Raw genomic sequence first — 22,559 nt, forward strand, 5'->3', positions numbered from 1 at the left:
TTACCAAGTTAACATCGATAAACCAGGAGTATGAGAATGGCTGCAATTGCAACACTTTCAAGCAAATATCAAATTTCCATCCCTAAATCCGTGCGTGAAGAACAGCACTGGCAATCCGGTCAACAATTTGTTTTTATTCCAAAAGGCAAAGGCATGTTAATGATGCCGGTACCGAGCTTTGAACAGTTAAAAGGCATTGCGGCAGGTGCAGATCCATCGGATTTTAGGGATCGGGATGATAGATTTTAATGCGCGTTGTTGACACCTCAATTTGGATAGAGTGGCTAATCAACAGCTCGTTAAATCAGACAATTGCCGAGAGTTTTCCTGAAACAACCGAGTGCATTGTCCCGACCATAGTACAACTGGAGCTGTCCAAATGGCTGACGCGTGAAGTAGGTGAAGCCGAGGCCGACCAAGTCATCGCTTATACACAAAACTGCGTGGTGGCAGCTCTTGATACAAAAATTGCACTACAAGCTGCGGAACTGCACCGCCAGTACAAGCTCGCTACTGCCGATGCCATTGTGTATGCGACAGCATTGGCATACGACGCAGATTTAATCACTTGCGACGCTCATTTTGAAGGCTTGCCTAATGTTGTGTTTATTCGAAAGGCTTAGGAATTGCCAAGTTACCCTCCCCTTTTGACTTACACTATTTAAAGCTGTACAAGCTTGAATAATCTGTAAAAGTTTTCAGTCGATAACCCTGCAATTTCATCGACCGTCGTTCCCCGCAACTCCGCCAGCTTTTCCGCAACGTAGCGTACATAGGTCGGATAGTTGGGCCTGCCGCGAAAGGGTACGGGCGCCAGATAAGGCGAGTCGGTTTCGATCAGAAAGCGGTTGGCGGGCACTTTTTTGGCGACTTCCTGGATTTCCTTGGCGCTGTTAAAGGTGACGATGCCGGAGAAGGAAATATAAAAATTCAAATCCAAGGCTTTCTTGGCAAACTCCCAGTCTTCGGTAAAGCAGTGAATAATCCCCCCTACTTCACTTGCGCCTTCTTCTTCCAGGATGCGCAGCGTATCGTGTTTGGCTTCGCGGGTGTGGATAATCAGCGGTTTTTTCAACGCTTTTGCGGCGTTAATATGGTTTCTGAAGCGTTGATGTTGCCAGCCTAAATCGCCTTCGCTGCGAAAATAATCCAGGCCGGTCTCGCCGATGCCGATGACTTTGTCGGGCTTGCCTAAAGCGATCAGTTCTTCGGCACTGGGATCTTTGCCATCCTGAACATTAGGATGAACGCCCACGGTCACGGATATTTGCTGATAAGGGCTAACCAAATCCAGCATTGCCGGATAGGTTTCCAAGTCTATCGAGATGCAAAGCAGATGCTCAATTTTGCTGTTGGCCGCTTCGCGCATGAAGCAGGAAAAATCATTTTGATAGGGCGCCAGATCGATGCGATCCAGGTGGCAATGGGAGTCTATTAACATGAAAGTTTTTTTATAAAAGCAGGCGAAAGGCACAAGGCTAAGGGCGAAAAAACCTGAGCGTCAACGTCTGCCCTTAGCCTTTCGCCTTTTGTCTTATTTACATAGTATGCGTCGAACGGTCACTCTCTAAGGAACCGGCCAGATAGTTTTCTATTTTGTTGCGCGATATGCCGCCGTCCTGGTCGCTAAATTGCACGCCGATGCCGCCGGCTCTGTAGCCTTCGGAACCGGGCGGGGTTATCCAGATTATTTTCCCGGCTATCGGCAGACGCTCGGTTTCTTCCATTAAGTTGAGCAGCATGAAGACTTCCTGCCCCATTTCATATTTACGGTCGGTCGGAATAAACAGCCCTCCGTTGATCACAAAAGGCATGTAGGCTGCATACAAAGCGTTTTTATCTTTGATTGAAAGGGACAATATGCTTTGTCCGGCTGCATCTGCCATGGTCATTGACTCCGGTTAAGTTCGCGCCATTGGATTAAAATTTCTTCAAACAACAGCTGCTTGTTTATTTGGGTATCCAGCCGCTGCCGACCCGCCAATAATAAATCATACAACTTATAAAGTCCTTTTAATTCTAGCCGTTGGGACAGCTCTTGCAACTGTCCGTTCAAGTCCGGGTTGTACAAGTTTTCGGTCTTCGGATGATAAAAACATTTGGTTAAATCGATAACCCAGGATGTGATCCAGAATATTAACGGCGATGCGGGCAGCTTGTGCCAATCTTCGGCAATCATGACCGGGGATTTAAGCTGTTTTGCTATCGCTACCCAGGCGTTGAAACAGTCGTTACGCAAAGTTAAGGTTTCGTCGTTGGCATACTCCAGCGCCAGTAAAGGTGCACCTTGCGCCAAAGAAACGTTGGCGTACAGGGTCTTGTTCTTGTCGGCATCACGCTGCAAGGTTTCTGCCAGCCAGGCAACGACGGTTTCCCTGTCCGGCGTGGCTACCGGCATTTTTTGGCAACGGCTGACGATAGTCGCCGGCAATTTGGCCGGTTTTTCAGTGATTAGGATGATAAGGGTGCGCTCGGTCGGCTCTTCCAGACATTTTAAGAACGCATTAGCCGCCGCATTGTTCATCTTGTCGGCCGGATTGATAATCACAACGCGATGCGTCTCAAACTGGGGTTTTAAAGTCAAGCGGGTAATCAGGTTGCGTATCTGACCGATGGTAATGTCTTTGCCCGGTTCCTCGGGCTGTAGCCGGATAAAATCGGGATGCGTTTCGGCATTGATCAGCAAACAGCTATTGCAAAGGCCGCACGCTATCCCATCGGCCTTTGGCGTTGCGCAAAGCAGGGCTGCGGCGAACTGATCGGCCAGCTGCTGTTTGCCTAGCCCTTTATTGCCGGTAATGAGTAAAGCCTGGGGAATGCGTTTTTGCACAATATAACTGCACAGATGCTCCCAGTTTTGCTGTTGCCAGGGTAATAGCCGGTTTGCTAAGGTCACTTTATGCCGCCATGCCTGAAGGAAGTCGGGCAATTCAGGGCACACAAACCGAGTAAAGTGCGAATGACGTCGGTAATGGCTCTTTGTACATCGGCTAACGGCTGGTTGGCTTTTATAAGCTTGATACGCTCCGGGTACAGTTCGGCCTGCAACAGATAAGCCCGCCTGACGCTTTCAAAAAAACTGATTTTTTCCGACTCGAAACGATCAAAAGCGCCGCGTTTTCTGACCCGCTCTATGCCAATCTCGACCGGTGCATCCAATAACAGGGTTAAATCCGGTTTTAATGGGCCTTGCACCAGGTGTTCCAGCCATTCGATGGTGCTGATCTTCATGTTCCGCCCCCCGCCCTGATAGGCGTAGGTGGCATCGGTAAAGCGATCGCAAAGCACCCATTTTCCTTGCGCCAACGCGGGTTCAATCACATGCTTGATATGCTGGGCTCTTGCCGCAAACATCATCAATAACTCGGCCTGTTCCGAAATGGCCTCGCTTTTGTTGTTCAACAATAATTGACGTATTTTTTCGGCAAGCTCAGTGCCACCCGGTTCGCGCGTCACAACAACGGAAATATTGTGCTGCTCCAGGTAGTCTTTTATAAAAGCCATGTTGGTGGATTTTCCTACACCCTCTCCACCTTCGAGTGTAATAAACTTCCCTCGGATCATTTCTTTTTCCTTTGAAATTTGTCTACGGCCGAATTATGGTCTTTTAAGGTCGCTGAAAACACATGCGTACCATCGCCGCGGCCTACAAAATAAAGGCTGTCGCCCTGATCAGGATGCAGCACCGCATTAAGCGCGGCCCGCCCCGGCATCGCAATCGGCGTTGGCGGCAAGCCGCTGATAACATAAGTATTGTACGGCGTGGCTGCGGTTAAATCTTTAGATTTAATATCGCCCTGATAACTGTCGCCCATCCCGTAAATAACGGTAGGGTCGGTTTGCAACAACATTTTTTGTTCCAGCCTGCGGATAAACACGCCGGCTATCTGAGGCCTTTCGGCGGCTGCGCCGGTTTCCTTTTCTACAATTGAAGCAAGAATCAGGGCTTCGTAAGGCGTTTTAAACGGCAGGCCTTCCGCTTTGTTGAGCCATTCCTGTTGCAGCACCGACTGCATTTTGTCGTAGGCTCTTTTTAATAACGATACGTCGGGTGTATGTTTTTCAAAGAAATACGTGTCGGGGAAAAACAAACCTTCGGGGGACTGCTTGGCCGCGACCGCATCGGGTGTACTTGCGGCATTTTTTTCAGGTTCTGGAGACGAAACAACTGCCGGAAATTTAGCATCTAAATTGAGTTTGTTCATTACATTTTCAACAGCAACGCCATTTAAGGTATGTTCAATATTCGTATTTTTCTCAATTTGACGCATTATTTCCTTGAAGCTCCAACCTTCCGGAAAAGTAATGGCATGCTGCTTTGTTTTTCCCTGAACAAATAACGTTATTATTTTGGGAGCGGTTAAGCCCGGCGTTAACTCGTATTCTCCGGTTTTAAGTTTTTTCAGTGCGTTTTTCTGCAAGGCGATGACTTTAAACCAGAACGGTTTAAGAACCAGTTTTTCGGCCTCCAGCTTATTGATAATTCGGTCAAGCGAGTCGCCCTTTTCAATTTCTATCAGAACCGTTCTATCGACCAGCAAAGGCTGTTGTAATGCGCTTTGATAGTCCATCCACATCCAGCCGCCGGCAAAACTCAGGGTCAGCACAACAAAGCCAATGATTTTATTGTTCATTGTTAAGCGTTCCGACAACCACTTCTTGAATGGCTCTATCTTTTTCATCCTGCCTCCATGCAGTCATTACGGGCAAATTTATCCAGCCAGCTTTGAATGCGTTGGGTTACCGGGCCGACTGAAAAGTGCGCCGTTTCGATTTGCTTGATCGGCCAGACGCCGATAATAGAATTACAGACGAACGCTTCATCAGCCGATAACAGCTCGTCTTTGCTAAACCTATGCTCAATGACCGGAAGACCGTGGTCGACCGAAAGCGCCGTTATAATGCCGCGCATAATACCGGCAACGCCTGATTGGACCAGTTCCGCAGTATAGAGGCTGTTATTTTTAACGTAGAACAAATTGGTCATTGTTCCTTCAATAACATAATCATTGACGTCCAGCATAAGCCCTTCCTGAATGTCCGGTTCACTCCATTCAGCCCTCGCCATAACCTGCTCAAGCCGGTTCAGGTGCTTGATGCCCGCCAAAGCCGGATTCAGGCCTAACCGGGTTGCGCAAAAACGGGCGACTACGCCCCGCTCCGAATAGGTTTCAGGATAATCAGGATAAGGATGAAGGCTTAAGACGCGGGTCGGGTGAATGGCATCGGGTTGGCGATAACCCCGCCCCCCCGAGCCGCGCGTGACTATGATTTTAAGCACAGCCCGGCGGTGCGTATGCCATCGGCGGCAAAGCTCCTTAGCTTCAAGGCGGAGCAATTCGGCATCGGGACAAGGGATATGCAGCCGACGACAACCTGAATTTAACCGCGCTAAGTGGCGTTCCAGAAAAACAGGCTGATCGTCCCTGACTTCAATGGTTTCGAACAAGCCGTCGCCATATTGAAACCCGCGATCGGATATTTCGATATGCGCCTTGCTTTCACCATTGATGAGGATCATTTTTTAGCCTGATAGGCAAATGGCGGGCAGAAAAGCGCTGCCCGCCCTACGACTAATTACTCGTAGCGTTTAAAAACTAACGTGCCGTTAGTGCCGCCAAAGCCAAAGGAATTGGACATGGCTATATCGATTTTCATATTTCTTGCGGTATTCGGGACGTAATCAAGGTCACATTCAGGATCCTGATTTTCCAGGTTAATGGTTGGCGGAGCAATTTGGTTTTTGATGCTTAATGCAGTCAACACCGCCTCAATACCGCCTGCAGCGCCTAATAAATGGCCAATCATGGATTTTGTCGAACTGACCGCAACTTTATAGGCGTGGTCGCCCAATGCCGCTTTCATCGCCTGGGTTTCACCCACATCGCCGGCTGGCGTTGATGTGCCGTGTGCGTTGATATAATCGATTGCATCGGCATTTAAACCGGCATCACGCAGTGCATTTTTCATGCAACGCGCAGCGCCTTCGCCGCCGGGTGAAGGCGTCGTCATGTGATAAGCGTCGCCGCTCATGCCAAAACCGACCAATTCAGCATAAATCTTTGCGCCGCGGGCTTTGGCGTGTTCCAGTTCTTCAAGAACCACAACACCGGCGCCATCGCTTAATACAAAGCCGTCTCGGTCTTTGTCCCAGGGACGGCTGGCGGCTTGCGGATCATCATTGCGGCGGGACAAGGCTTTTGCCGAAGCAAAACCGCCCATTGCCGTCGGTGAGGTTGTGCAACGCTCAGCGCCGCCCGCAATCATTACATCAGCATCGCCATGTTGAATTAAGCGTGCCGCATCGCCAATGTTATGCGTACCTGTGGAACAAGCGGTAACAATTGCGTAATTCGGCCCTTTTAATCCGTATTTGATTGAAAGGTTGCCTGAAATCATGTTGATAATGTTGCCGGGAACAAAAAACGGCGAGATACGTCGCGGACCGCTTTTGTCATAGGTTGCATAACATTCTTCAATGCCGGTAATGCCGCCGATACCCGATCCGATAGCAACACCGATGCGATCGGCATTAGCCTCGGTAACTTCAATACCTGAATCTTCAATAGCCTGACAGCCCGCCGCGATACCGTAATGGATGAAACCGTCCATGCGTTTGGCGTCTTTTTCGGGAATATATTGGCTAATATCAAAATTTCTTATAACGCCGCCAAAGGTAGTGGCGAAAGGAGAAATATCGAAGGAATCAATTGGGCCTATGCCGCTTTTACCATTAATAATACCATCCCAAGTTTCCGAGACTGTGTTAGCTAAAGGCGTAATTGCGCCTAATCCAGTTATTACAACTCGACGTTTGCTCAATGTGATTTACCGTAAGAATGAAAGGCGGGGGACAAAAGGTTAGTTATGTAGGTCGGAAAGTGCAACGCAACACAACAGTTGAAGCAATATGCACTAAGTATGGGTTACGCTACGCACGGTTTGTGTTTCACGCACGTCTGGAACGCCTATTTTGGCATTCCATCTCCCCCGTCCCTGGGGTTGTAACCCAAACCTACACGCTTAAACTAAAAATCAGTTTTAAGCGTTTTTTACTACGTAATCGATAGCTTGCTGAACAGTGGTGATTTTTTCAGCTTCATCGTCTGGAATTTCGCATTCGAATTCTTCTTCAAGAGCCATAACGAGTTCAACTGTATCAAGAGAATCAGCACCTAAATCATCTACGAATGAAGCATCGGTAGCGATATCTTCTTTAACACCCAATTGTTCTGCAACAATCTTTTTTACTCGTTCTTCAATGTTACTCATAATTATTATCCTCAAACAATGTAAGTTACCCAGCGTCTAATCTGAGACCTACAATAGTATTGTTATTAATTTTATTTGAAATCCCGTCTCCGGAAATTCCAGACGGCGGGGGGATTATACTTTATATTGTAAAAATATCACAATATTAAGGCGGACATACTATACGGCCTATAGGCAACACCTCTTACGGCATGAACATGCCACCATTTACATGAATATTTTCACCGGTAATATACGCGGCACCTTCAGAAGCCAAAAATGAAACCGTATGGGCGATTTCTTCCGCTTTGCCCAAACGAGACAGGGGAATAGACGACAATAAATTGTTTTTAATATCATCACTCAGCTCTTTGGTCATATCGGTGTCAATAAACCCAGGCGACACGGTGTTGATGGTGATATTACGCGACCCGACTTCTTTGGCCATCGATTTGGCAAAGCCAACCATCCCGGCTTTTGCTGCTGCATAATTGGCTTGGCCGGCATTACCGGTCGAACCCACTACGGATGAAATATTGATAATACGACCTGTTTTGGCTTTCATCATGCCTCGCAGTACGGCTTTGCTCATGCGAAAAATCGAAGTCAGGTTAGTATTGATAATATCATCCCATTCTTCGTCCTTCATGCGCATCAACAAATTATCGCGGGTAATGCCGGCATTATTAACCAGCACCGTCGGCGCTCCAAACTCGGCATTAATAATGTCCATGACTTCCGCGATAGATTCAGGATTGCCGACATCAAGCTTTAAACCCTTGCCGTTCTCACCCAGATAGGTGGAAATTGAGTCGGCGCCATTATCTGTAGTCGCGGTGCCGATAACAAGAAAACCATCTTGAGCCAATCTTTCCGCAATTGCACGGCCTATGCCGCGGCTGGCGCCTGTTACCAAAGCTACTTGTTTAGCCATTGAGTTGCTCCAATACTGTATTTAATGTTCCGGGGTCATAAATAGACAAATGCTCCGCATCCCTGGCAATTCGCTTGTTCAAGCCGATCAACACCTTGCCTGGACCGCATTCGACAAAACAGGTAACGCCCTGGTCATGCATGAATTTGATGCTGTCGGCCCAGCGCACCGGCTTATAGAGTTGTTCTTTTAATGCGTTGCGAATAACTTCGGGAGCGCTGTGCGATGCGACATCTACATTATGAATCAACGTCATTTTTGGCGTATCAATAACGGTATCCTGCAATTGCCGATCCAGTTTTTGAGCCGCCGACTCCATTAAAGCGCAATGAGAAGGAACACTGACCGGCAACAGTACCGCCCGCTTGGCTCCCGCCGCTTTTGCCCCGAGCATCGCCCTTTCAACGGCAGCAGCATTGCCGGCAATAACCACCTGACCCGGCGAATTGAAGTTGACCGCAGACACTATTTCGGACTCAGCCGCATCTGCGCAAACCTTAACGACTTGATGATCCTCAAGCCCCAAAATCGCCGCCATTGCACCGGCGCCGGAAGGCACAGCCTCCTGCATCAGCAGGCCTCTTGTCGCAACCAGTTTGATACCATCTTCAAACGCCATCGCATCGGAACAAACCAAGGCGGTGTATTCACCCAAGCTGTGCCCGGCCATCCACGCCGGACGGACATTACTGTGCTTGCACCATATTTCCCAAACGGCGACACCGGCAGCCAACATTGCAGGCTGGGTATTATGCGTTTGATTAAGCTCCTCTGCCGGTCCTTTGGCGACGATAGACCATAGGTCCTTGCCCAACGCGTCGGATGCACGCTCGAAAGTATGTTTCACTTCAGGATAGCTGGCAGCCAAATCGGTTAACATGCCGACAGATTGCGAACCCTGCCCCGGAAACACAAAAGCTAAGTTGTAAATTTGGTTATTCATTTCAATACGCTTTTAGTATTTAATTAATGCGGAACCCCAAGTGAATCCCGCCCCAAATGCCTCAAGCAAAACGACTTGGCCACGCCGAATACGCCCATCCCGAATCCCCTCATTGAGGGCAAGCAGCACCGATGCGGATGAGGTATTACCCTGATTCTCAAGCGTCAAAACCACATGATCCATGGACATTTTTAATTTTTTTGCTGTCGCCGCAATAATCCGCATGTTCGCCTGATGAGGAACCAGCCAGTCAATATCGGATTGCTGCATGTTGTTTGCAGCCAGCGTTTCATCGACTATACGGCCCAGCGTGTTAACAGCGACCTTAAATACTTCGTTGCCGCGCATGTTGATGTAACCGGTTTCATCTTTACTCGACTCAATTGCCACCTGAGGATTTGGACAATACAACAGGTCTTCATACTCACCGTCAGAATGAATATGAGTCGATAAAATACCGGCTTCATCCGATGCACTCAGCAATACCGCTCCCGCGCCATCACCAAATAAAATACAGGTACCCCGATCCGTCCAGTCAACAAGACGCGAACAAATTTCGGTCCCCACGACCAGAACCTTCTTGGCCGCACCTGATTTAATATATTGATCGGCAATACTCAGAGCAAAAATCGAGCCTGAACATGCCGCCTGCACATCAAAGGCGACGCAGTTTTTAATACCCAAGCGCTGCTGCAACAAACAGCCTGTGCTAGGGTAAACACGATCAGGTGTCCCGGTCGCGACAATAATCAAATCAATTTCGCTGGGATCGCAAGCCGCAGCCTCTATGGCTTGCCTTGCGGCAATTTCAGCCATGCTTGAGGCGGTTTCATCAGCCCCTGCAATCCGACGGCTTTTAATGCCGGTTCGTTCAAAAATCCAGCTGTCGGAAGTATCAACGGTTTGTGATATTTGCTCATTGGTGCGAACTTCTTCCGGCAAATAGCCGCCGGTACCGATTACTCTTGAATAACGAGTCATGCATTTTCTCTCAGAGCCAAAGTCTTTTCGACTTGTTCGCTTATTTTTCTAATAACATCTTTCTTGACTTCAACTTCAGCAAGATGAACGGCTGTTTTAAACGCCAACACATCAGCGCCGCCATGGCTTTTAATAACCAGTCCGCGCAATCCTAAAAAGCTTGCGCCATTATATAAACGCGGATCAATACGGTTTTTAAACGATTTAAGCACCGGATAGGCCAGCAGCCCCGCCAATTTGGTTACCGCGTTTTTGCCAAAAGCCTCTTTTAGCGCCGTGCCGATCATTTTTGCCGCGCCTTCAATGGACTTGAGTGCGACATTGCCGACAAAACCGTCCGCGACAATCAGGTCGACCTGGATATGACCGGCATTTAAAGAATCCCCTTCCACATAGCCTATGTAATTTAACGGCGAATTTTCCAGTAATTTTGCAGCCGATTTAACCTGCTCATTACCTTTCACGTCTTCTTCGCCGATATTTAACAAGCCCACTCTGGGATTATCAATATTTTCAACCGCTTTGACCAGCTCTGAGCCCATTACTGCAAACTGAAAAAGGTGTTCCGCCGTGCAATCCACGTTTGCACCCAAATCAAGCACATGGGTATGCCCGTTAATTGACGGTAATGTGGAAATGATGGCAGGACGGTCAATACCGGGAATCATTTTAAGCACAAAACGGGCAGTGGCCATTAAGGCTCCGGTATTACCGGCGCTAACGCAGGCGTCCGCACGCCCGTCATGAACCAGGTTAATAGCAACCCGCATTGACGAATCTTTTTTATTTTTTAGCGCCTTGGACGGCGATTCATCCATTCCTACGCATTGTGATGCGTGCTGAATAGAGAGCCTGTCCCGGTAATCAATTAGCGCCCGGGCTAACTGCGGCTTCAGAACAGCCTCATCGCCCACTAAAATCAGTTTTAAGTCTGGATTGCTTTTAAGACAATCCAATGATGCAGGAATAGTGACTTCAGGACCGTAATCCCCGCCCATTGCATCAATCGAAATTGTTAGGCTCACGCTTACGGATGACTCCTGAGTTATTAAAAAGAAGCCGAAGCTGATTAGATCAGGTTCGGCATATCATCATGCTAAAGGACGGAAATTTTATTAATCTTCGTCGCCGGCGCTTACGATTTGACGGCCTTTAAAGAAGCCATCGGGAGTTACATGGTGACGGATATGGGTTTCACCTGTCATTGCATCTTGAGACAAGGTTTTGCCTGTTAACGCGTCATGTGAACGACGTTGACCGCGTCTTGAACGCGTTACTTTACTTTTTTGTACGGCCATTATAAATCTCCAGTGTTTTTAAGTTTGGCTAAGATGGAAAAAGGATTTTCGGTAGACGACTGCTGCTCATGAGATAAAGAGTCCACCTTTTTGATGTCCGGCTTCTGGGCGAGACAATTGTGCTGATGCTTGGGAAACGTCGGCAAGATAAGCAATAACTCGTCTTCAACAATGTTCTTTAGAAGAACCTTCCCTTCATCGACCAACAACGGCTCGTATTCCTCGGGCAACCTGTTTGCTTGATCTATTGAAGTAACGATACCTAGTTTAATGCTATTGCTAACAGGCCATTGCACCGCCTGCAGGCAATTTTGGCATTCAAGTTCCAAAACCGCTTCTATTTTTCCTTCAACTTTGGCCAACCTTCCTTCCCGGCCAAAAAAAAGATCCACAGTCACAACTCCCGAATCGCTAAACAGAATATCCGCCAAACGATCCAGACTACTTACAGGTATTTGCCCCTTCAATTCACCACGCTTATCCGCCAGGTGCAAAGGATCTATGAATTCAGGTAATCGAGCTAACATAACCGCGCAATGGTATATGGAAACAACAAATCCGTCAAATCCAAAAAACTCCCGGCGCTCAAGCGGATACCATTAAAAGCCCGTATATTCAAGCAATAAGATGCAAGTTAATTGATTACAAGCCGAGTATCAACGCTTAACTATTACCGGTTTATTGGAAAGTTCATTCGAATTATCTGCGGTGGACGGAAAATGAGTAGCCAGCAACAATGTAATTCTCTCAATGCCTTGCAGAGATCCACGCAAAAAATCACCCCGTTTAAATGCTTTTCGCATAGCCTCTGCTATAGCATCCCACTCGCTTTGACTCACAAGCTTAGTAATACCCCGGTCTGCGATAATATGAACCTCACGATCCGCCAGCAGCAGGTAAATCAAGACACCGCTGTTTTCCTCGGTATCCCAGACCCGCAAATCCGAAAACACTTCTATCGCACGTTGACGGGTCGACACGCCACGCCAAACTTTACCCAGTGCAAGCGCATTTTCAACGGCAAAACGAAGTTCGCCGCTATGCTGATGCTCGGAGTGTTTAATTGATTTTTCTATGCCGTCCAACGCCTTTTTGGAAAATAACACGCGCCAACGCCAAGGCGGCATGAAGGCATGGCGAAACCAACGTTTAATATTTACCATGACCCTGATGCGCCTCCTCCGCCAAAATCGCCTCCGCCGCCACTCCACGAACTTCCACCACTACTCCCGCCGAAGCCGCTGTCGCCGCTCCATGAACTCCCGCTGCGGCTTCCTCCGTAGCCGCCGCCAGACCAATCTCGCCCGCCCACTTGTAAAAGCCCGACAATAGCAAAAACCATTATCCCGATAAATAACGCCAGCCACAAAGTCAACCCAAAAAACAATACAGCCACCATACCGCTACCCAATCCTGCCAGCATCGAGCCGATTAAGCGTCCTACTATCAGGGACAGCACGAAACCCGCAATCAAGCCTCCGAACAAGGTCATCATAAATGCCGCCTCATCCTGTGGATCGCCTTGATTTTCAGGCGGCGGAGGCAAAACCTCGCCTTCTATCAGCTTCATTAGCCGTATAACCCCTGCATCGATACCGCCCGCATAGTCGCCGGCCTTAAAATACGGCGTAATGGTCTCCTCTATCACCCGCTTTGCGACAGCATCGGGAATAACGCCCTCCAGGCCGTAGCCGACTTCGAGACGTAGCTTCCGGTCATCTTTAGCCACTATCATGATGACGCCGTCATCGACGCCTTTACGGCCGATTTGCGATAAATCGGCAACCTCAATGCCGAATTCGGCTATATCTTTGGGCTGAGTGCTCGGGACGATTAATACCGCAATCTGACTGCCTTTTTGAGCCTCAAATGCAGCCAACTTGTCTTCCAGCGCAACAACCTGTTCGGCACTGAGTGTAGAGGTAAGGTCGGTAACGCGGCGCGACAGCTCGGGAACGCCAACGACCGCCCAGGCCTGCATGCAACATAGCAGCAGGAAAAAGCCGAGCCCGTAACGGGTGCGGAAAAATATCGAAGATAACATACTCAATGACTATTAACCGGTGCAGCTGCGCCAAAATCCACTTTGGGCGGCTGCGCAATGGCTTGTTCGTTTTCTACCGTAAAGCTCGGCTTGGTTTGATAACCGAACATCATCGCGGTAAGGTTGGACGGAAAAGAACGCACTGTAATATTGTATTCCTTTACCGCAGCAATATAGCGATTGCGCGCCACGGTAATACGATTTTCCGTGCCTTCCAGCTGTGCCTGTAAATCACGGAACAAGCCATCGGCTTTCAACTGCGGGTAATTTTCCGCCACCGCCAACAACCGTGAAATCGCACTGGTCATTTGCCCCTGTGCGGCAATAAATTTCTGGAGCGCTTGCTCATCATTGACCAATTCCGGCGTAGCCTGCAACGCGCCCACTTTGGCGCGGGCCTCGGTCACTTCGGTCAGCACATCCTTTTCGTGAGCCGCATAGCCTTTCACCACATTCACCAGGTTAGGCACCAGATCGGCGCGGCGCTGGTACTGGTTTAATACTTCCGCCCAGGTCGCTTTAATATCCTCGTCACTGGACTGCAACGTGTTATAACCGCAGCCGGACAAAACCGTCATCATCAACAAAACAATCAGCCGTTTAAACATATCACCCTCGCGCTTAGATTTTGTTCTTTAAAAATTAAACCGCCACGAACCGAAAGAAACCACCCCGTTTCGATTCATTTTTTCGCATTATCCCACGCACCGGCCGCATTAGCCATCACCACTGCCGACAGGCAACCGAAAGCCGCAATGATGCCAAGTAAAGGGTATAAACCGCCGTTACGCAAGACGCAACTGTTTGAGTTTAGCGCGAGCTTCACCGCCATTGATGTCCGGCATTATTCTTAACTCCAGCGTCTTTACCTGATCAAGCCTGACCTCATAATGTTCGATTTCGCGGGTGGTATCAGGAGGACTAAAGTGATATTGCTGACGTAAAAGCTCCCGGTAAGCGCTTTCCTTATCCATCAACCAACATAGGATAAATTCCTGGGTGCGTGACTGCTGTTGCTCATCGATCACCAGAAAAATATGTTCAACGATGCGAGGTTGATCGAACACAATACGAATCGTTTGCTCGCCGCTGCTTGCCGCCTGCCATCCTGTTGATGAATCGTCAGTCAGCAACAAGGCTGACTCTACAGGATATTCACGGCACTCCGACGTAAACTCTACTTGAGCAAGCTGCTCAAGATCCAGAAAATTTAAATCGGAGGGCAGAATGTTTTTAGCGACCTGATTGATCATTATCTTGCGCATTATGGCTCACCTGTTGCAATGTGTTGTTCCGGCTTGGCGCTGCTCGTTGTGAATAAACAGTTTAATCCACTGCTGCCCGGTAAAGATAAGTATTTTTCATAGCCCCCTATTTTTATGCTCCCATTGCGCAGCCTGCTAGAGGGATGAATACCTAAAAATACTGGGACAGTCTTCCTGCTTCAAGCATCTATACACCCCGCCACAAACCTCAGATGAATACACAATCAGAAGCCAATTTGTTATTCCGGCGTGGCCAACCCATGTTTTTTTTGAAACCTTTAAACCCACGCAGGGGAAATTTGGTTGTACCTTGTCCGCTTCATATCTTACAATCCTGCCGGGTGTACAGTAAGGTTACTGGGCGTGTAGGTTCCACCACATTAATAACAAATAACATTAATAAATATTCTGGAGGATAGTATGTTTAAAATTCGTTCGCTGGTTACAGCGCTGGCGTTAGCAGGTTCGGTTTCTGTCGCTTCGGCTTGGGATGCATTACCGACACAAGCTGATGCTCCGGCTGATAACCCCACTACCGCGGCTAAAGTTGAGCTGGGGCAAATGCTTTATCATGACCCGCGCTTATCTTCTACGGGCACTGTTTCCTGCGCTTCCTGCCATAACACCATGCTCGGAGGCGAAGACAACAGACCTAATTCCATGGGCGTTAACGGCCAAACCGGCGGACGCAGCGCACCGACAGTTTGGAATTCCGCATTTAATAAAGTCCAGTTTTGGGACGGCAGAGCCGCAAGCCTGGAAGAGCAGGCAGCAGGCCCCGTGACCAATCCTATTGAAATGGGCATGAAAAGCTGGGATGACGTAGTCGCCCGCTTGCAGTCGATCGAAGGCTATCAAAAAGCATTCGAGGAAGCTTTCGGAAAAGGCACTATTTCCAAAGAAAATGCAACCAAAGCGATTGCCGCATACGAAAGAACATTGATTACGCCAAACAGCCCTTACGATAAATATGTAGGCGGCGATAAATCGGCTTTGTCGGCGCAACAGGTTCGCGGCATGGAAAAAGTTGCTGAATTGGGCTGCACAAGCTGCCATAGCGGCCCGGCGTTTAACGGTCCGGGTACGTTCCAGAAGTTTCCTGTGATTCCAAATGGTTACTGGGAAGCACAACATCATTTCGGCAAGGATAAAGGTTTAGCGGAAGTCAGTAAAAAACAGGCGGACGAGCATTTGTGGAAAGTACCGACTTTGCGTAACGTGGCTTTGACCGCGCCTTATTTCCACAACGGTTCGGTTAAAACACTGGATCAAGCAGTCACTTTGATGGCCAAATTGCAATTGGGCAAAGATTTGAGCAAAGACGAAGTTGCCGATATTGTGGCGTTTTTGAATAGTTTGACCGGCGAGTTCCCTAAACAGAAAATGCCTGTTTTACCTGGCACTCCGGGGTCCACTTTTAACTAGATTGTGATCAAGCGATGACTCATTGCCATCGCTATCACTTTGTAAGGGCGCATTGTATGCGCCCTTTTTTGTGCCGCCGTTTTTGCGTTATTCTGCGTTGTAAATAGGCATTGCGGCAATACGGGCATCGATCTGCTGCAATATCTCCTGATAAACAGGGCTGTCTATGGATTCAAAGCGCTGTTTGAATTCAGCCTCATTCATATGCTCGGGAAGATCTCTGGGGTCCGGCATGAAATCGCTGTAATCTTTTATCCCGGACATGGCTTTTTGCATTTTGCGCGCACTTTCCGGTGACGATGTCGCCATTTCACCGAAGCGCGTACCGGCTTTGTCTGCGGCCAAATCAATAAAACTGAAACCACTGCCGCTGTGCGCGTCGCTTAATTCTTTTTCTTCACCGGCGATTTGCGACGCCTGCTTGTTTACCGACGCGGTCAGCGCGGCCGAACCTATAAAATGTTGGGCCAGATCTATGCGTTTGTATAAAAAAGCAGAATATTGTTGTCCGGTTGCGGGCATGGATTCCGGCATGGACAGAAGCTTTTTAGTCTCCTGCTTATTGACATAATCATTGATTGCGGCAATAGCAATTCTGTTTTCGTCTATCGCGGTTTCCAGTGTAGAACGCTGGTAAGCCAGCTCAAACAGCGGGCGTAACAGCTCGGCCAGCGATAAGCGCCACGCAGGATCATGTTTGGCGACGATCTCGACCAATTTTTGTTGATAAATGTTCAGCGTGGAATTGTCGCCTGTGTGAGTCAGGAAGTTTTTCGCCTGAATCATTGTATCCTTGTTCGGAAAGTAGGTAATGCAGAGCTTTTCCGCATCGATTTTAACAGCCTTGATGGGGCGGGTTGCCAGAATAAAATATTCATTCAACGATGTCCGCTGAATAATGGTATCGATAACAAAGGCGGCCAATTTTGCCGGCAACAATAGCTTTCCGACTTTAAACTTGGTAATGACCGGAAGATCGCTGCCTTCAATATTGCCCAATCTAAAGCTGACGTTTAAATACTTGCCTAGCCTATTCTCGGGCAACGTTATCGTAACAACAAATCTCAACTCATTGTTCTTTATATCTAAATCGGCCGCACTTTTGCTGTAGCGATTTAGCAAATAATTACCGGCAAGATTGAGATCGGCTTCGCTTAACTCGATAATACCGATTTCATCCGGTTTGGTTTTAGCCCCTTCATGCAGAATTTTTTTTGCCCTGACCAAATCATCGCGCGTTGGCGACCAGCCCACTTGAAGATCAGGTTTGTCGCCAACACCGAAAAAAACCAACATCGCGCATAAAATGATCAGCGCAATAAAACTATAAAATAGAACGCGTAATAAATGTTTCATCAACCGACGGTTAGGCAAATTCCAGCTTGAATCCTGCGGATTTTAAATAATCGGCTTCTTGAGTTAGGTCGGCATGGGTTAACGGCGCTTGCGCCAACCAATGATCTGGGAACTGTAAGCGGATTTTTGATTTTATCAGCGATATTTTAAAATCAGGCAGCTCATGCTCCTGGCGATTGCGGTGCAACAATACTGACAGTCGCAAAATAACAGTCAATTTAGGGGCATCGACACTCCACGGAGATGGCAGCTCATCGAACAGTGATCGTGGAAACTTGCGCCGGTGCGACTTTACAATAGCCGATAACAAAATCTGGTCCTGTCTGGAAAAACCGGCAAAATCGCCGTTCTCAATAATATAGGCGCTGTGTTTATGATACTGGCTGTGCGCGATGTCACGCCCTATCTCATGCAGGTCCGCCGCCCAGTTTAAAAAGTGTGCAACGTGTTCCTGGTTGGGGCTGCAAAAGTCATCGCCCAACTGGGCAAGTATATTACCAATCGTCCGTTTAACGCGGGAAGCATGTTCTTTATCGATATGGTAACGATCAACCAGAGCCTGCACGGTTGCGGAGCGAATATCGTGATCATAGATTCGGCCCAGCAAGTCCTGAATCAGCCCCTCTCTAAGCGCGCCATCGGAAACGGTCATTTGCTCAATGCCCAGACTTTTGAAAGTCGCGTAAACGATGGCTACACCGCCTGGAAACACCGGCAGACGCTCTGGATCGAGTTCAGGCAGATTAAGCTCATTAACATGGCTGCACTGATTGATATGGGCAACCAAAAGCTCCAGGCCTTCCCTGGTTATGCCGTTATTGCTCCAGTTCTTGGCTTGCAGGACCTTATCGATCGACCGTAAGCTGCCTGATGCGCCGATGGCTTCATCCCAGTTTTTGCGCAGGAATTGCTTCTGGATCGGTTCAAGCTGCTGTTCGGCGAACAAGCTTGCCTGGGTGAACGCATTTTTGGACAGCTTACCCTCCTTAAAAAAAGCATTGCTGACCAGTACGCAACCCATCGGCGTACTTTCTTTTATCCTGGGCGTATCGCCTGAGCCGATAATATACTCGGTGCTGCCGCCGCCTATGTCCATGACCAGACGCAGATTGGCGTTGCTGCCCAAACTATGCGCAACGCCCTGATAAATCAAACGGGCTTCTTCGATGCCGGAAATGATATGAATGGGATGGTTGAGCGCTTTCTCGGCCTTTTCCAAAAACTGTTGCGAGTTTTTAGCCTGACGCAAGGTGCTGGTGCCGACCACTCGAACGCTTTCCGGCGGAAAGTTACGGATTCTCTGTCCGAACCGCTCCAGACAACCTAAAGCTCTTTCCTGAGTTTCGGTATCCAGGTAATTCTTTTTGTCCAGGCCGGACGCAAGCCTGACCATTTCCTTAAGCCGGTCCAGCGTTTGTAAATTGCCATCAGTTAAACTGCAAACAATCATATGAAAGCTGTTAGACCCCAGGTCTACAGCGGCAACGATTTCGGGAGGTTTCTTCGGCACGGGTTATCCAGTTTTGTCTATGAAGCGTGTCAATATCTGATAAAATTACACGGTTTTAGCCATCCGCACACGGATGCAGCGCGTAATTTAACTTATTTGAAGGCTTCCGTTAAGTGTTAGTTTCAGCATGAATGCATTATCCCTGCGTAATCTAAAAAAAACCTATAATAATGGCTTCGAGGCCTTAAAAGGCATCGATCTTGATGTCGAGGCCGGCGATTTTTTCGCTTTGCTGGGGCCAAATGGCGCCGGTAAGTCAACCGCTATCGGCATTATCAGTTCGCTGGTCAATGCAACCAGCGGCTCGGTCAGCATCTTCGGACATGACTTAAAACATGATCTGGCAAAAGCTAAAAGCTGCATCGGCCTAGTTCCTCAGGAAGTCAATTTCAACCAGTTCGACACCGTCAAGAGTATTTTACTCAATCAGGCCGGTTATTACGGCACGCCGCGTAAACTGGCCCTGCAACGCGCCGAATACTGTCTTAAGCAAATGGATTTGTGGGACAAACGCGATACCGTTTCCAGGCGTCTGTCAGGCGGCATGAAACGCCGGGTCATGATAGCCCGTGCGCTGGTTCATTCGCCCAAGCTGTTGATTCTCGACGAGCCGACCGCAGGCGTCGATATAGAAATACGCCGTTCCATGTGGCAAATGATGCAGGAAGTGAATGAACAAGGTACGACAATCATTTTAACCACGCATTATCTGGAAGAAGCGGAAAGCCTGTGCCGTAATATCGCCATCATCAATCACGGGCGTATTGTCGAAAATTCCGATATGGCGGGCTTGCTGGCGAGACTGCATGTGGAGCATTTTGTGCTGGACTTGGCTCACCCCGTCGCTGCGGCGCCGGTGATTGAAGGCTGCCAAATTGAACTTATGTCTGACAAATCTCTTAATGTCGCCATCCCCAAAGAACACGGGCTTAACAAGCTATTCAGCCAATTAACCGCGCAAAATATCGAAGTCATTAGCCTGAAAAACAAAACCAATCGGCTGGAACAGTTATTTATGGATTTGATTGACTCAAACCCCAAATACTCAAAACCTTCAGGTGATAACGAATGAATTACTCCATTGCCTTTAGAACCATTGTCGTCAAAGAGGTATTCCGGTTCATCCGTATCTGGCCTCAAACCCTGCTCCCGCCTGCCATCACCACCGCGTTGTATTTCCTGATTTTCGGCAAGCTGATCGGCGACCGCATAGGCACTATCAGCGGAGCCAGTTATATGGACTATATCGTCCCCGGCATTATTTTAATGTCGGTTATCAACCATTCCTACGCCAATGTCGTGTCCTCATTTTACTCGACCAAATTCCAGCGCAATATTGAAGAGTTACTGGTCGCCCCGATTCCCAACTGGGTGATTCTCGGCGGCTATGTCAGCGGGGGTATTGTCCGCGGATTGCTGGTCGGTGTTGTCGTCACCTTAATATCCCTGCTGTTTACCGACATTCAGGTCAATAATATCGCCGTCACCTTGTCTATCGCGGTGCTGACAGCCGCGGTATTTTCTTTGGCCGGTTTTATCAATGCGATATTGGCGGAGAGTTTTGACGATATTTCTATTATCCCGAACTTTGTGCTGACCCCGCTAAGTTATCTGGGCGGCGTTTTCTATTCGGTCGATATGCTGCCCGGCATTTGGCAGAACATCTCAATGGGAAATCCGATTTTGTACATGGTCAATGCCTTTCGCTACGGTTTGATCGGCGTGACCGATATTGATATTCAGCTGACATTTATCATTACCGGCGGGTTTATCGTTACCTTGACCTTATTCAGCCTTTACCTTTTGTACAAAGGCATTGGGATTAAGAATTAATGAGGTATACTTTTCCACTCACAGGAGGCGCTAGAAATACAGCTTTTCGCTGATGCCTTGCGAACAACAACTCCTGATACGCAGTGGCGGTTTGCTCCGCCACCTGAGTGCCAAACACCCTATCCGCGATTAAAAGCAATCAACAGGAGAGAAATCATGTTATTAAAAAAAGGTTCAACAGGCGACGATGTTAAAAAGCTCCAAAACCGCTTGGGTTTAACCGCCGACGGCGTTTTCGGATCGGGTACCGAAGCGCAAGTAAAAACATGGCAAGCACAAAACGGCTTGGTCGCCGACGGCATTGTAGGCGACGCCACCTGGGCAAAGCTGTTTCCGCCATCGTCAGCAGGTTTTAATATCACCGACGCCCAGACCAAACTTAAAGGGCATATTCCCGATGGCGTCATTACTCAGATACCCGCTATAACCGCTATAACCAATTCCTTAAGACTGGCCCACTTTTTAGCCCAGTGCGCTCACGAAAGCAGCGTCTTTACGGTCGTCTATGAAAACCTGAATTATTCGGCCGACGGCTTGAAAGCAACATTTCCAAGCTATTTCCCTGGGCAGTTAAGTGAATCTTATGCGAGAAACCCCGAGAAAATTGGTGCAAGAGTTTATGCCGACAGAATGGGCAATGGCAATGAAGCGAGCGGTGACGGTTATACATTCAGGGGCAGAGGTTATATTCAATTAACCGGAAAATCCAATTATGCAAGTTTTGGCAAATCTGTCGGCGAAGACACCGTTGCCAATCCCGATTTAGTGGCCACCCGCTATCCGCTGGCTTCCGCCGGGTTCTTCTTTGACACCAATAACATCTGGACAGTCTGCGACGGCGGTTCAACGGATTCAGTGATAACGTCCGTGACCAAGAAAGTTAACGGGGGAACAAACGGCCTAGCTGATCGCACCAAGCTTTTTAATGAATATTATGCGATATTAAGCTAATCGTCTGCGAGATGCGCTATGCTTCTCCGGCAGACGGAACTTGTCAAAATCCAATCATCCAGCAGTCCCTTTTTTCGGAGAAGAAATGATTAAATATGCCATACTGACTTTATTGCTGACCGTATCGAGTCTTGCGTCCGGCGAACCGGCGCATCATTGTGAGAAAGATGCCGTCGTTCAAGCCAAAAAACTACTGGATTTCCACTTTGGCTTGGATGACAGAACCGAAATTGATCAGCATGTCACCGTGCTTAAGCCGATAAAAAATCCGGCCGGAAAAAGCAAATTCGATGTTCTGGAAGTATACGGACACATCTACAAAGGAACTTATCGGATGCATTTTATTTATGGTCAAATGGCGGATCAATGCGTTCTCGTCGGACAGGAAATTCTGGAGCTTACTGATTTATAAAGCGCCGGATTATCTTTAACTGATGTCACGCAAGTCAAATACCGGCACCGAGAAAATACGAAATCTTATATTTTTTCCTCCACCTCCCCCAAACGCCTGCCTTTAGGGAAGCGCTGAACAAATCGATTCCGCTCATGGTTCGACAAGCTCACCACGAACGGAATCAACAATTTACCGTTCGTCCTGAGCCTGTCGAAGGACTTAATCAGCGCTTCCTTAGCGCCCTACATCCTGCATATCCTGGCTGCGGGCGTAGGCAGACACAATATCCGTCCATACAGCCGTTCATATCCTTCGCATCTTCATGATAAAAAGTATCTTAGCTATTGCGCAACATCAGAACTTAAGCATAAAGT

Annotated in this window: 27 protein-coding genes; 7 read left to right on the forward strand and 20 right to left on the reverse strand. The window is 48.2% G+C overall.

Annotated elements, in window-relative coordinates; translation table 11 throughout:
- The first annotated feature begins 36 nt into the window (after positions 1 to 36).
- A complete protein-coding gene (locus B0F88_RS12880; protein WP_104424335.1) occupies positions 37 to 249 on the forward strand; it encodes an AbrB/MazE/SpoVT family DNA-binding domain-containing protein in 213 nt (70 codons plus the stop codon).
- Positions 249 to 623, forward strand: a complete 375-nt coding sequence (locus tag B0F88_RS12885) for a type II toxin-antitoxin system VapC family toxin (RefSeq protein WP_104424336.1) — start codon at positions 249 to 251, stop codon at positions 621 to 623. The genes B0F88_RS12880 and B0F88_RS12885 overlap by 1 nt, the downstream gene beginning before the upstream one ends.
- Positions 624 to 661: 38 nt before the next feature.
- Here B0F88_RS12885 and B0F88_RS12890 read toward each other — a convergent pair whose 3' ends face one another.
- From B0F88_RS12890 to B0F88_RS12975, 18 genes are all read right to left on the reverse strand, one after another.
- Positions 662 to 1,441: a TatD family hydrolase gene (locus tag B0F88_RS12890; protein ID WP_104424425.1), complete on the reverse strand. Its 780-nt coding sequence runs from the start codon at positions 1,439 to 1,441 to the stop codon at positions 662 to 664.
- A gap of 97 nt (positions 1,442 to 1,538) precedes the next feature.
- The gene (locus B0F88_RS12895) at positions 1,539 to 1,886 is read right to left on the reverse strand and encodes a PilZ domain-containing protein (protein ID WP_104424426.1); all 348 of its coding nucleotides are present in this window, start codon (positions 1,884 to 1,886) and stop codon (positions 1,539 to 1,541) included.
- 2 nt (positions 1,887 to 1,888) lie between these two features.
- A complete protein-coding gene (locus tag B0F88_RS12900) occupies positions 1,889 to 2,896 on the reverse strand; it encodes a DNA polymerase III subunit delta' (protein WP_258076660.1) in 1,008 nt (335 codons plus the stop codon).
- Positions 2,893 to 3,564, reverse strand: coding sequence for a dTMP kinase (gene tmk, locus B0F88_RS12905; protein WP_104424338.1), 672 nt, complete (start codon positions 3,562 to 3,564; stop codon positions 2,893 to 2,895). The genes B0F88_RS12900 and tmk overlap by 4 nt, the downstream gene beginning before the upstream one ends.
- Complete coding sequence (gene mltG / locus B0F88_RS12910; protein WP_181049903.1) at positions 3,561 to 4,634, reverse strand: endolytic transglycosylase MltG; 1,074 nt, start codon at positions 4,632 to 4,634, stop codon at positions 3,561 to 3,563. Before mltG ends, tmk begins: the two co-directional genes overlap by 4 nt.
- Positions 4,635 to 4,678: 44 nt before the next feature.
- Entirely contained in the window at positions 4,679 to 5,521 is an 843-nt protein-coding gene (gene pabC / locus B0F88_RS12915; protein ID WP_104424340.1) for an aminodeoxychorismate lyase, read from the reverse strand.
- Between the two features lie 56 nt (positions 5,522 to 5,577).
- Complete coding sequence (fabF, locus tag B0F88_RS12920; RefSeq protein WP_104424341.1) at positions 5,578 to 6,822, reverse strand: beta-ketoacyl-ACP synthase II; 1,245 nt, start codon at positions 6,820 to 6,822, stop codon at positions 5,578 to 5,580.
- A gap of 219 nt (positions 6,823 to 7,041) precedes the next feature.
- Entirely contained in the window at positions 7,042 to 7,272 is a 231-nt protein-coding gene (acpP, locus tag B0F88_RS12925; RefSeq protein WP_006890004.1) for an acyl carrier protein, read from the reverse strand.
- A gap of 184 nt (positions 7,273 to 7,456) precedes the next feature.
- Entirely contained in the window at positions 7,457 to 8,185 is a 729-nt protein-coding gene (fabG, locus tag B0F88_RS12930) for a 3-oxoacyl-ACP reductase FabG (protein ID WP_104424342.1), read from the reverse strand.
- Positions 8,178 to 9,128 (reverse strand): ACP S-malonyltransferase, encoded by a 951-nt coding sequence (fabD, locus tag B0F88_RS12935; RefSeq protein ID WP_104424343.1) that lies wholly within the window; start codon positions 9,126 to 9,128, stop codon positions 8,178 to 8,180. The genes fabG and fabD overlap by 8 nt, the downstream gene beginning before the upstream one ends.
- A 12-nt stretch (positions 9,129 to 9,140) precedes the next feature.
- Positions 9,141 to 10,109, reverse strand: coding sequence for a beta-ketoacyl-ACP synthase III (locus tag B0F88_RS12940; RefSeq protein WP_104424344.1), 969 nt, complete (start codon positions 10,107 to 10,109; stop codon positions 9,141 to 9,143).
- The gene (gene plsX / locus B0F88_RS12945; RefSeq protein WP_104424345.1) at positions 10,106 to 11,134 is read right to left on the reverse strand and encodes a phosphate acyltransferase PlsX; all 1,029 of its coding nucleotides are present in this window, start codon (positions 11,132 to 11,134) and stop codon (positions 10,106 to 10,108) included. The genes B0F88_RS12940 and plsX overlap by 4 nt, the downstream gene beginning before the upstream one ends.
- 90 nt (positions 11,135 to 11,224) lie before the next feature.
- A complete protein-coding gene (gene rpmF, locus B0F88_RS12950; RefSeq protein WP_104424346.1) occupies positions 11,225 to 11,407 on the reverse strand; it encodes a 50S ribosomal protein L32 in 183 nt (60 codons plus the stop codon).
- Positions 11,407 to 11,934 (reverse strand): YceD family protein, encoded by a 528-nt coding sequence (locus tag B0F88_RS12955; RefSeq protein WP_104424347.1) that lies wholly within the window; start codon positions 11,932 to 11,934, stop codon positions 11,407 to 11,409. Before B0F88_RS12955 ends, rpmF begins: the two co-directional genes overlap by 1 nt.
- Positions 11,935 to 12,063: 129 nt before the next feature.
- Complete coding sequence (locus B0F88_RS12960; RefSeq protein ID WP_104424348.1) at positions 12,064 to 12,570, reverse strand: TPM domain-containing protein; 507 nt, start codon at positions 12,568 to 12,570, stop codon at positions 12,064 to 12,066.
- Positions 12,564 to 13,451: a TPM domain-containing protein gene (locus tag B0F88_RS12965; RefSeq protein WP_104424349.1), complete on the reverse strand. Its 888-nt coding sequence runs from the start codon at positions 13,449 to 13,451 to the stop codon at positions 12,564 to 12,566. The genes B0F88_RS12960 and B0F88_RS12965 overlap by 7 nt, the downstream gene beginning before the upstream one ends.
- 2 nt (positions 13,452 to 13,453) lie before the next feature.
- Complete coding sequence (locus tag B0F88_RS12970) at positions 13,454 to 14,059, reverse strand: LemA family protein (RefSeq protein ID WP_104424350.1); 606 nt, start codon at positions 14,057 to 14,059, stop codon at positions 13,454 to 13,456.
- A 177-nt stretch (positions 14,060 to 14,236) separates the two neighbouring features.
- Positions 14,237 to 14,716, reverse strand: coding sequence for a hypothetical protein (locus B0F88_RS12975; protein ID WP_104424351.1), 480 nt, complete (start codon positions 14,714 to 14,716; stop codon positions 14,237 to 14,239).
- 420 nt (positions 14,717 to 15,136) lie between these two features.
- Between B0F88_RS12975 and B0F88_RS12980 the strand changes: the two genes are divergently transcribed.
- Positions 15,137 to 16,141, forward strand: coding sequence for a cytochrome-c peroxidase (locus tag B0F88_RS12980; RefSeq protein ID WP_104424352.1), 1,005 nt, complete (start codon positions 15,137 to 15,139; stop codon positions 16,139 to 16,141).
- Between the two features lie 87 nt (positions 16,142 to 16,228).
- Here the strand turns inward: B0F88_RS12980 and B0F88_RS12985 are convergent, their stop codons facing one another.
- Together B0F88_RS12985 and ppx are read right to left on the reverse strand one after the other, a co-directional pair.
- Positions 16,229 to 17,497, reverse strand: coding sequence for a hypothetical protein (locus tag B0F88_RS12985; protein WP_104424353.1), 1,269 nt, complete (start codon positions 17,495 to 17,497; stop codon positions 16,229 to 16,231).
- Between the two features lie 10 nt (positions 17,498 to 17,507).
- On the reverse strand, positions 17,508 to 19,007 hold the full coding sequence (ppx, locus tag B0F88_RS12990; RefSeq protein ID WP_104424354.1) for an exopolyphosphatase: 1,500 nt from the start codon (positions 19,005 to 19,007) through the stop codon (positions 17,508 to 17,510).
- Between the two features lie 127 nt (positions 19,008 to 19,134).
- Here ppx and B0F88_RS12995 point away from each other — a divergent pair, with 127 nt between their 5' ends.
- From B0F88_RS12995 to B0F88_RS13010, 4 genes are all read left to right on the forward strand, one after another.
- On the forward strand, positions 19,135 to 20,079 hold the full coding sequence (locus B0F88_RS12995; protein ID WP_104424355.1) for an ABC transporter ATP-binding protein: 945 nt from the start codon (positions 19,135 to 19,137) through the stop codon (positions 20,077 to 20,079).
- Positions 20,076 to 20,840, forward strand: coding sequence for an ABC transporter permease (locus B0F88_RS13000; protein WP_104424356.1), 765 nt, complete (start codon positions 20,076 to 20,078; stop codon positions 20,838 to 20,840). The genes B0F88_RS12995 and B0F88_RS13000 overlap by 4 nt, the downstream gene beginning before the upstream one ends.
- 156 nt (positions 20,841 to 20,996) lie before the next feature.
- Positions 20,997 to 21,791 carry a peptidoglycan-binding protein gene (locus tag B0F88_RS13005; protein WP_104424357.1) on the forward strand — a complete coding sequence of 265 codons (795 nt, stop codon included), beginning with the start codon at positions 20,997 to 20,999 and terminating at the stop codon, positions 21,789 to 21,791.
- Between the two features lie 85 nt (positions 21,792 to 21,876).
- Positions 21,877 to 22,203, forward strand: a complete 327-nt coding sequence (locus B0F88_RS13010; protein WP_219820850.1) for a hypothetical protein — start codon at positions 21,877 to 21,879, stop codon at positions 22,201 to 22,203.
- The last annotated feature ends 356 nt before the right edge of the window (positions 22,204 to 22,559 follow it).

Source organism: Methylobacter tundripaludum (assembly GCF_002934365.1).
In the GTDB taxonomy this organism is placed as follows: domain Bacteria; phylum Pseudomonadota; class Gammaproteobacteria; order Methylococcales; family Methylomonadaceae; genus Methylobacter_A; species Methylobacter_A tundripaludum_A.

Coding starts and splice junctions, on each gene's coding strand:
- B0F88_RS12880 (WP_104424335.1), top strand. CDS start 37: ATGGCTGCAATTGCAACACTTTCAAGCAAATATCAAATTTCCATCCCT.
- B0F88_RS12885 (WP_104424336.1), top strand. CDS start 249: ATGCGCGTTGTTGACACCTCAATTTGGATAGAGTGGCTAATCAACAGC.
- B0F88_RS12890 (WP_104424425.1), bottom strand. CDS start 1,441: ATGTTAATAGACTCCCATTGCCACCTGGATCGCATCGATCTGGCGCCC.
- B0F88_RS12895 (WP_104424426.1), bottom strand. CDS start 1,886: ATGGCAGATGCAGCCGGACAAAGCATATTGTCCCTTTCAATCAAAGAT.
- tmk (WP_104424338.1), bottom strand. CDS start 3,564: ATGATCCGAGGGAAGTTTATTACACTCGAAGGTGGAGAGGGTGTAGGA.
- mltG (WP_181049903.1), bottom strand. CDS start 4,634: ATGAACAATAAAATCATTGGCTTTGTTGTGCTGACCCTGAGTTTTGCC.
- pabC (WP_104424340.1), bottom strand. CDS start 5,521: ATGATCCTCATCAATGGTGAAAGCAAGGCGCATATCGAAATATCCGAT.
- acpP (WP_006890004.1), bottom strand. CDS start 7,272: ATGAGTAACATTGAAGAACGAGTAAAAAAGATTGTTGCAGAACAATTG.
- fabG (WP_104424342.1), bottom strand. CDS start 8,185: ATGGCTAAACAAGTAGCTTTGGTAACAGGCGCCAGCCGCGGCATAGGC.
- fabD (WP_104424343.1), bottom strand. CDS start 9,128: ATGAATAACCAAATTTACAACTTAGCTTTTGTGTTTCCGGGGCAGGGT.
- B0F88_RS12940 (WP_104424344.1), bottom strand. CDS start 10,109: ATGACTCGTTATTCAAGAGTAATCGGTACCGGCGGCTATTTGCCGGAA.
- rpmF (WP_104424346.1), bottom strand. CDS start 11,407: ATGGCCGTACAAAAAAGTAAAGTAACGCGTTCAAGACGCGGTCAACGT.
- B0F88_RS12955 (WP_104424347.1), bottom strand. CDS start 11,934: ATGTTAGCTCGATTACCTGAATTCATAGATCCTTTGCACCTGGCGGAT.
- B0F88_RS12960 (WP_104424348.1), bottom strand. CDS start 12,570: ATGGTAAATATTAAACGTTGGTTTCGCCATGCCTTCATGCCGCCTTGG.
- B0F88_RS12965 (WP_104424349.1), bottom strand. CDS start 13,451: ATGTTATCTTCGATATTTTTCCGCACCCGTTACGGGCTCGGCTTTTTC.
- B0F88_RS12970 (WP_104424350.1), bottom strand. CDS start 14,059: ATGTTTAAACGGCTGATTGTTTTGTTGATGATGACGGTTTTGTCCGGC.
- B0F88_RS12975 (WP_104424351.1), bottom strand. CDS start 14,716: ATGCGCAAGATAATGATCAATCAGGTCGCTAAAAACATTCTGCCCTCC.
- B0F88_RS12980 (WP_104424352.1), top strand. CDS start 15,137: ATGTTTAAAATTCGTTCGCTGGTTACAGCGCTGGCGTTAGCAGGTTCG.
- B0F88_RS12985 (WP_104424353.1), bottom strand. CDS start 17,497: ATGAAACATTTATTACGCGTTCTATTTTATAGTTTTATTGCGCTGATC.
- B0F88_RS12995 (WP_104424355.1), top strand. CDS start 19,135: ATGAATGCATTATCCCTGCGTAATCTAAAAAAAACCTATAATAATGGC.
- B0F88_RS13000 (WP_104424356.1), top strand. CDS start 20,076: ATGAATTACTCCATTGCCTTTAGAACCATTGTCGTCAAAGAGGTATTC.
- B0F88_RS13005 (WP_104424357.1), top strand. CDS start 20,997: ATGTTATTAAAAAAAGGTTCAACAGGCGACGATGTTAAAAAGCTCCAA.
- B0F88_RS13010 (WP_219820850.1), top strand. CDS start 21,877: ATGATTAAATATGCCATACTGACTTTATTGCTGACCGTATCGAGTCTT.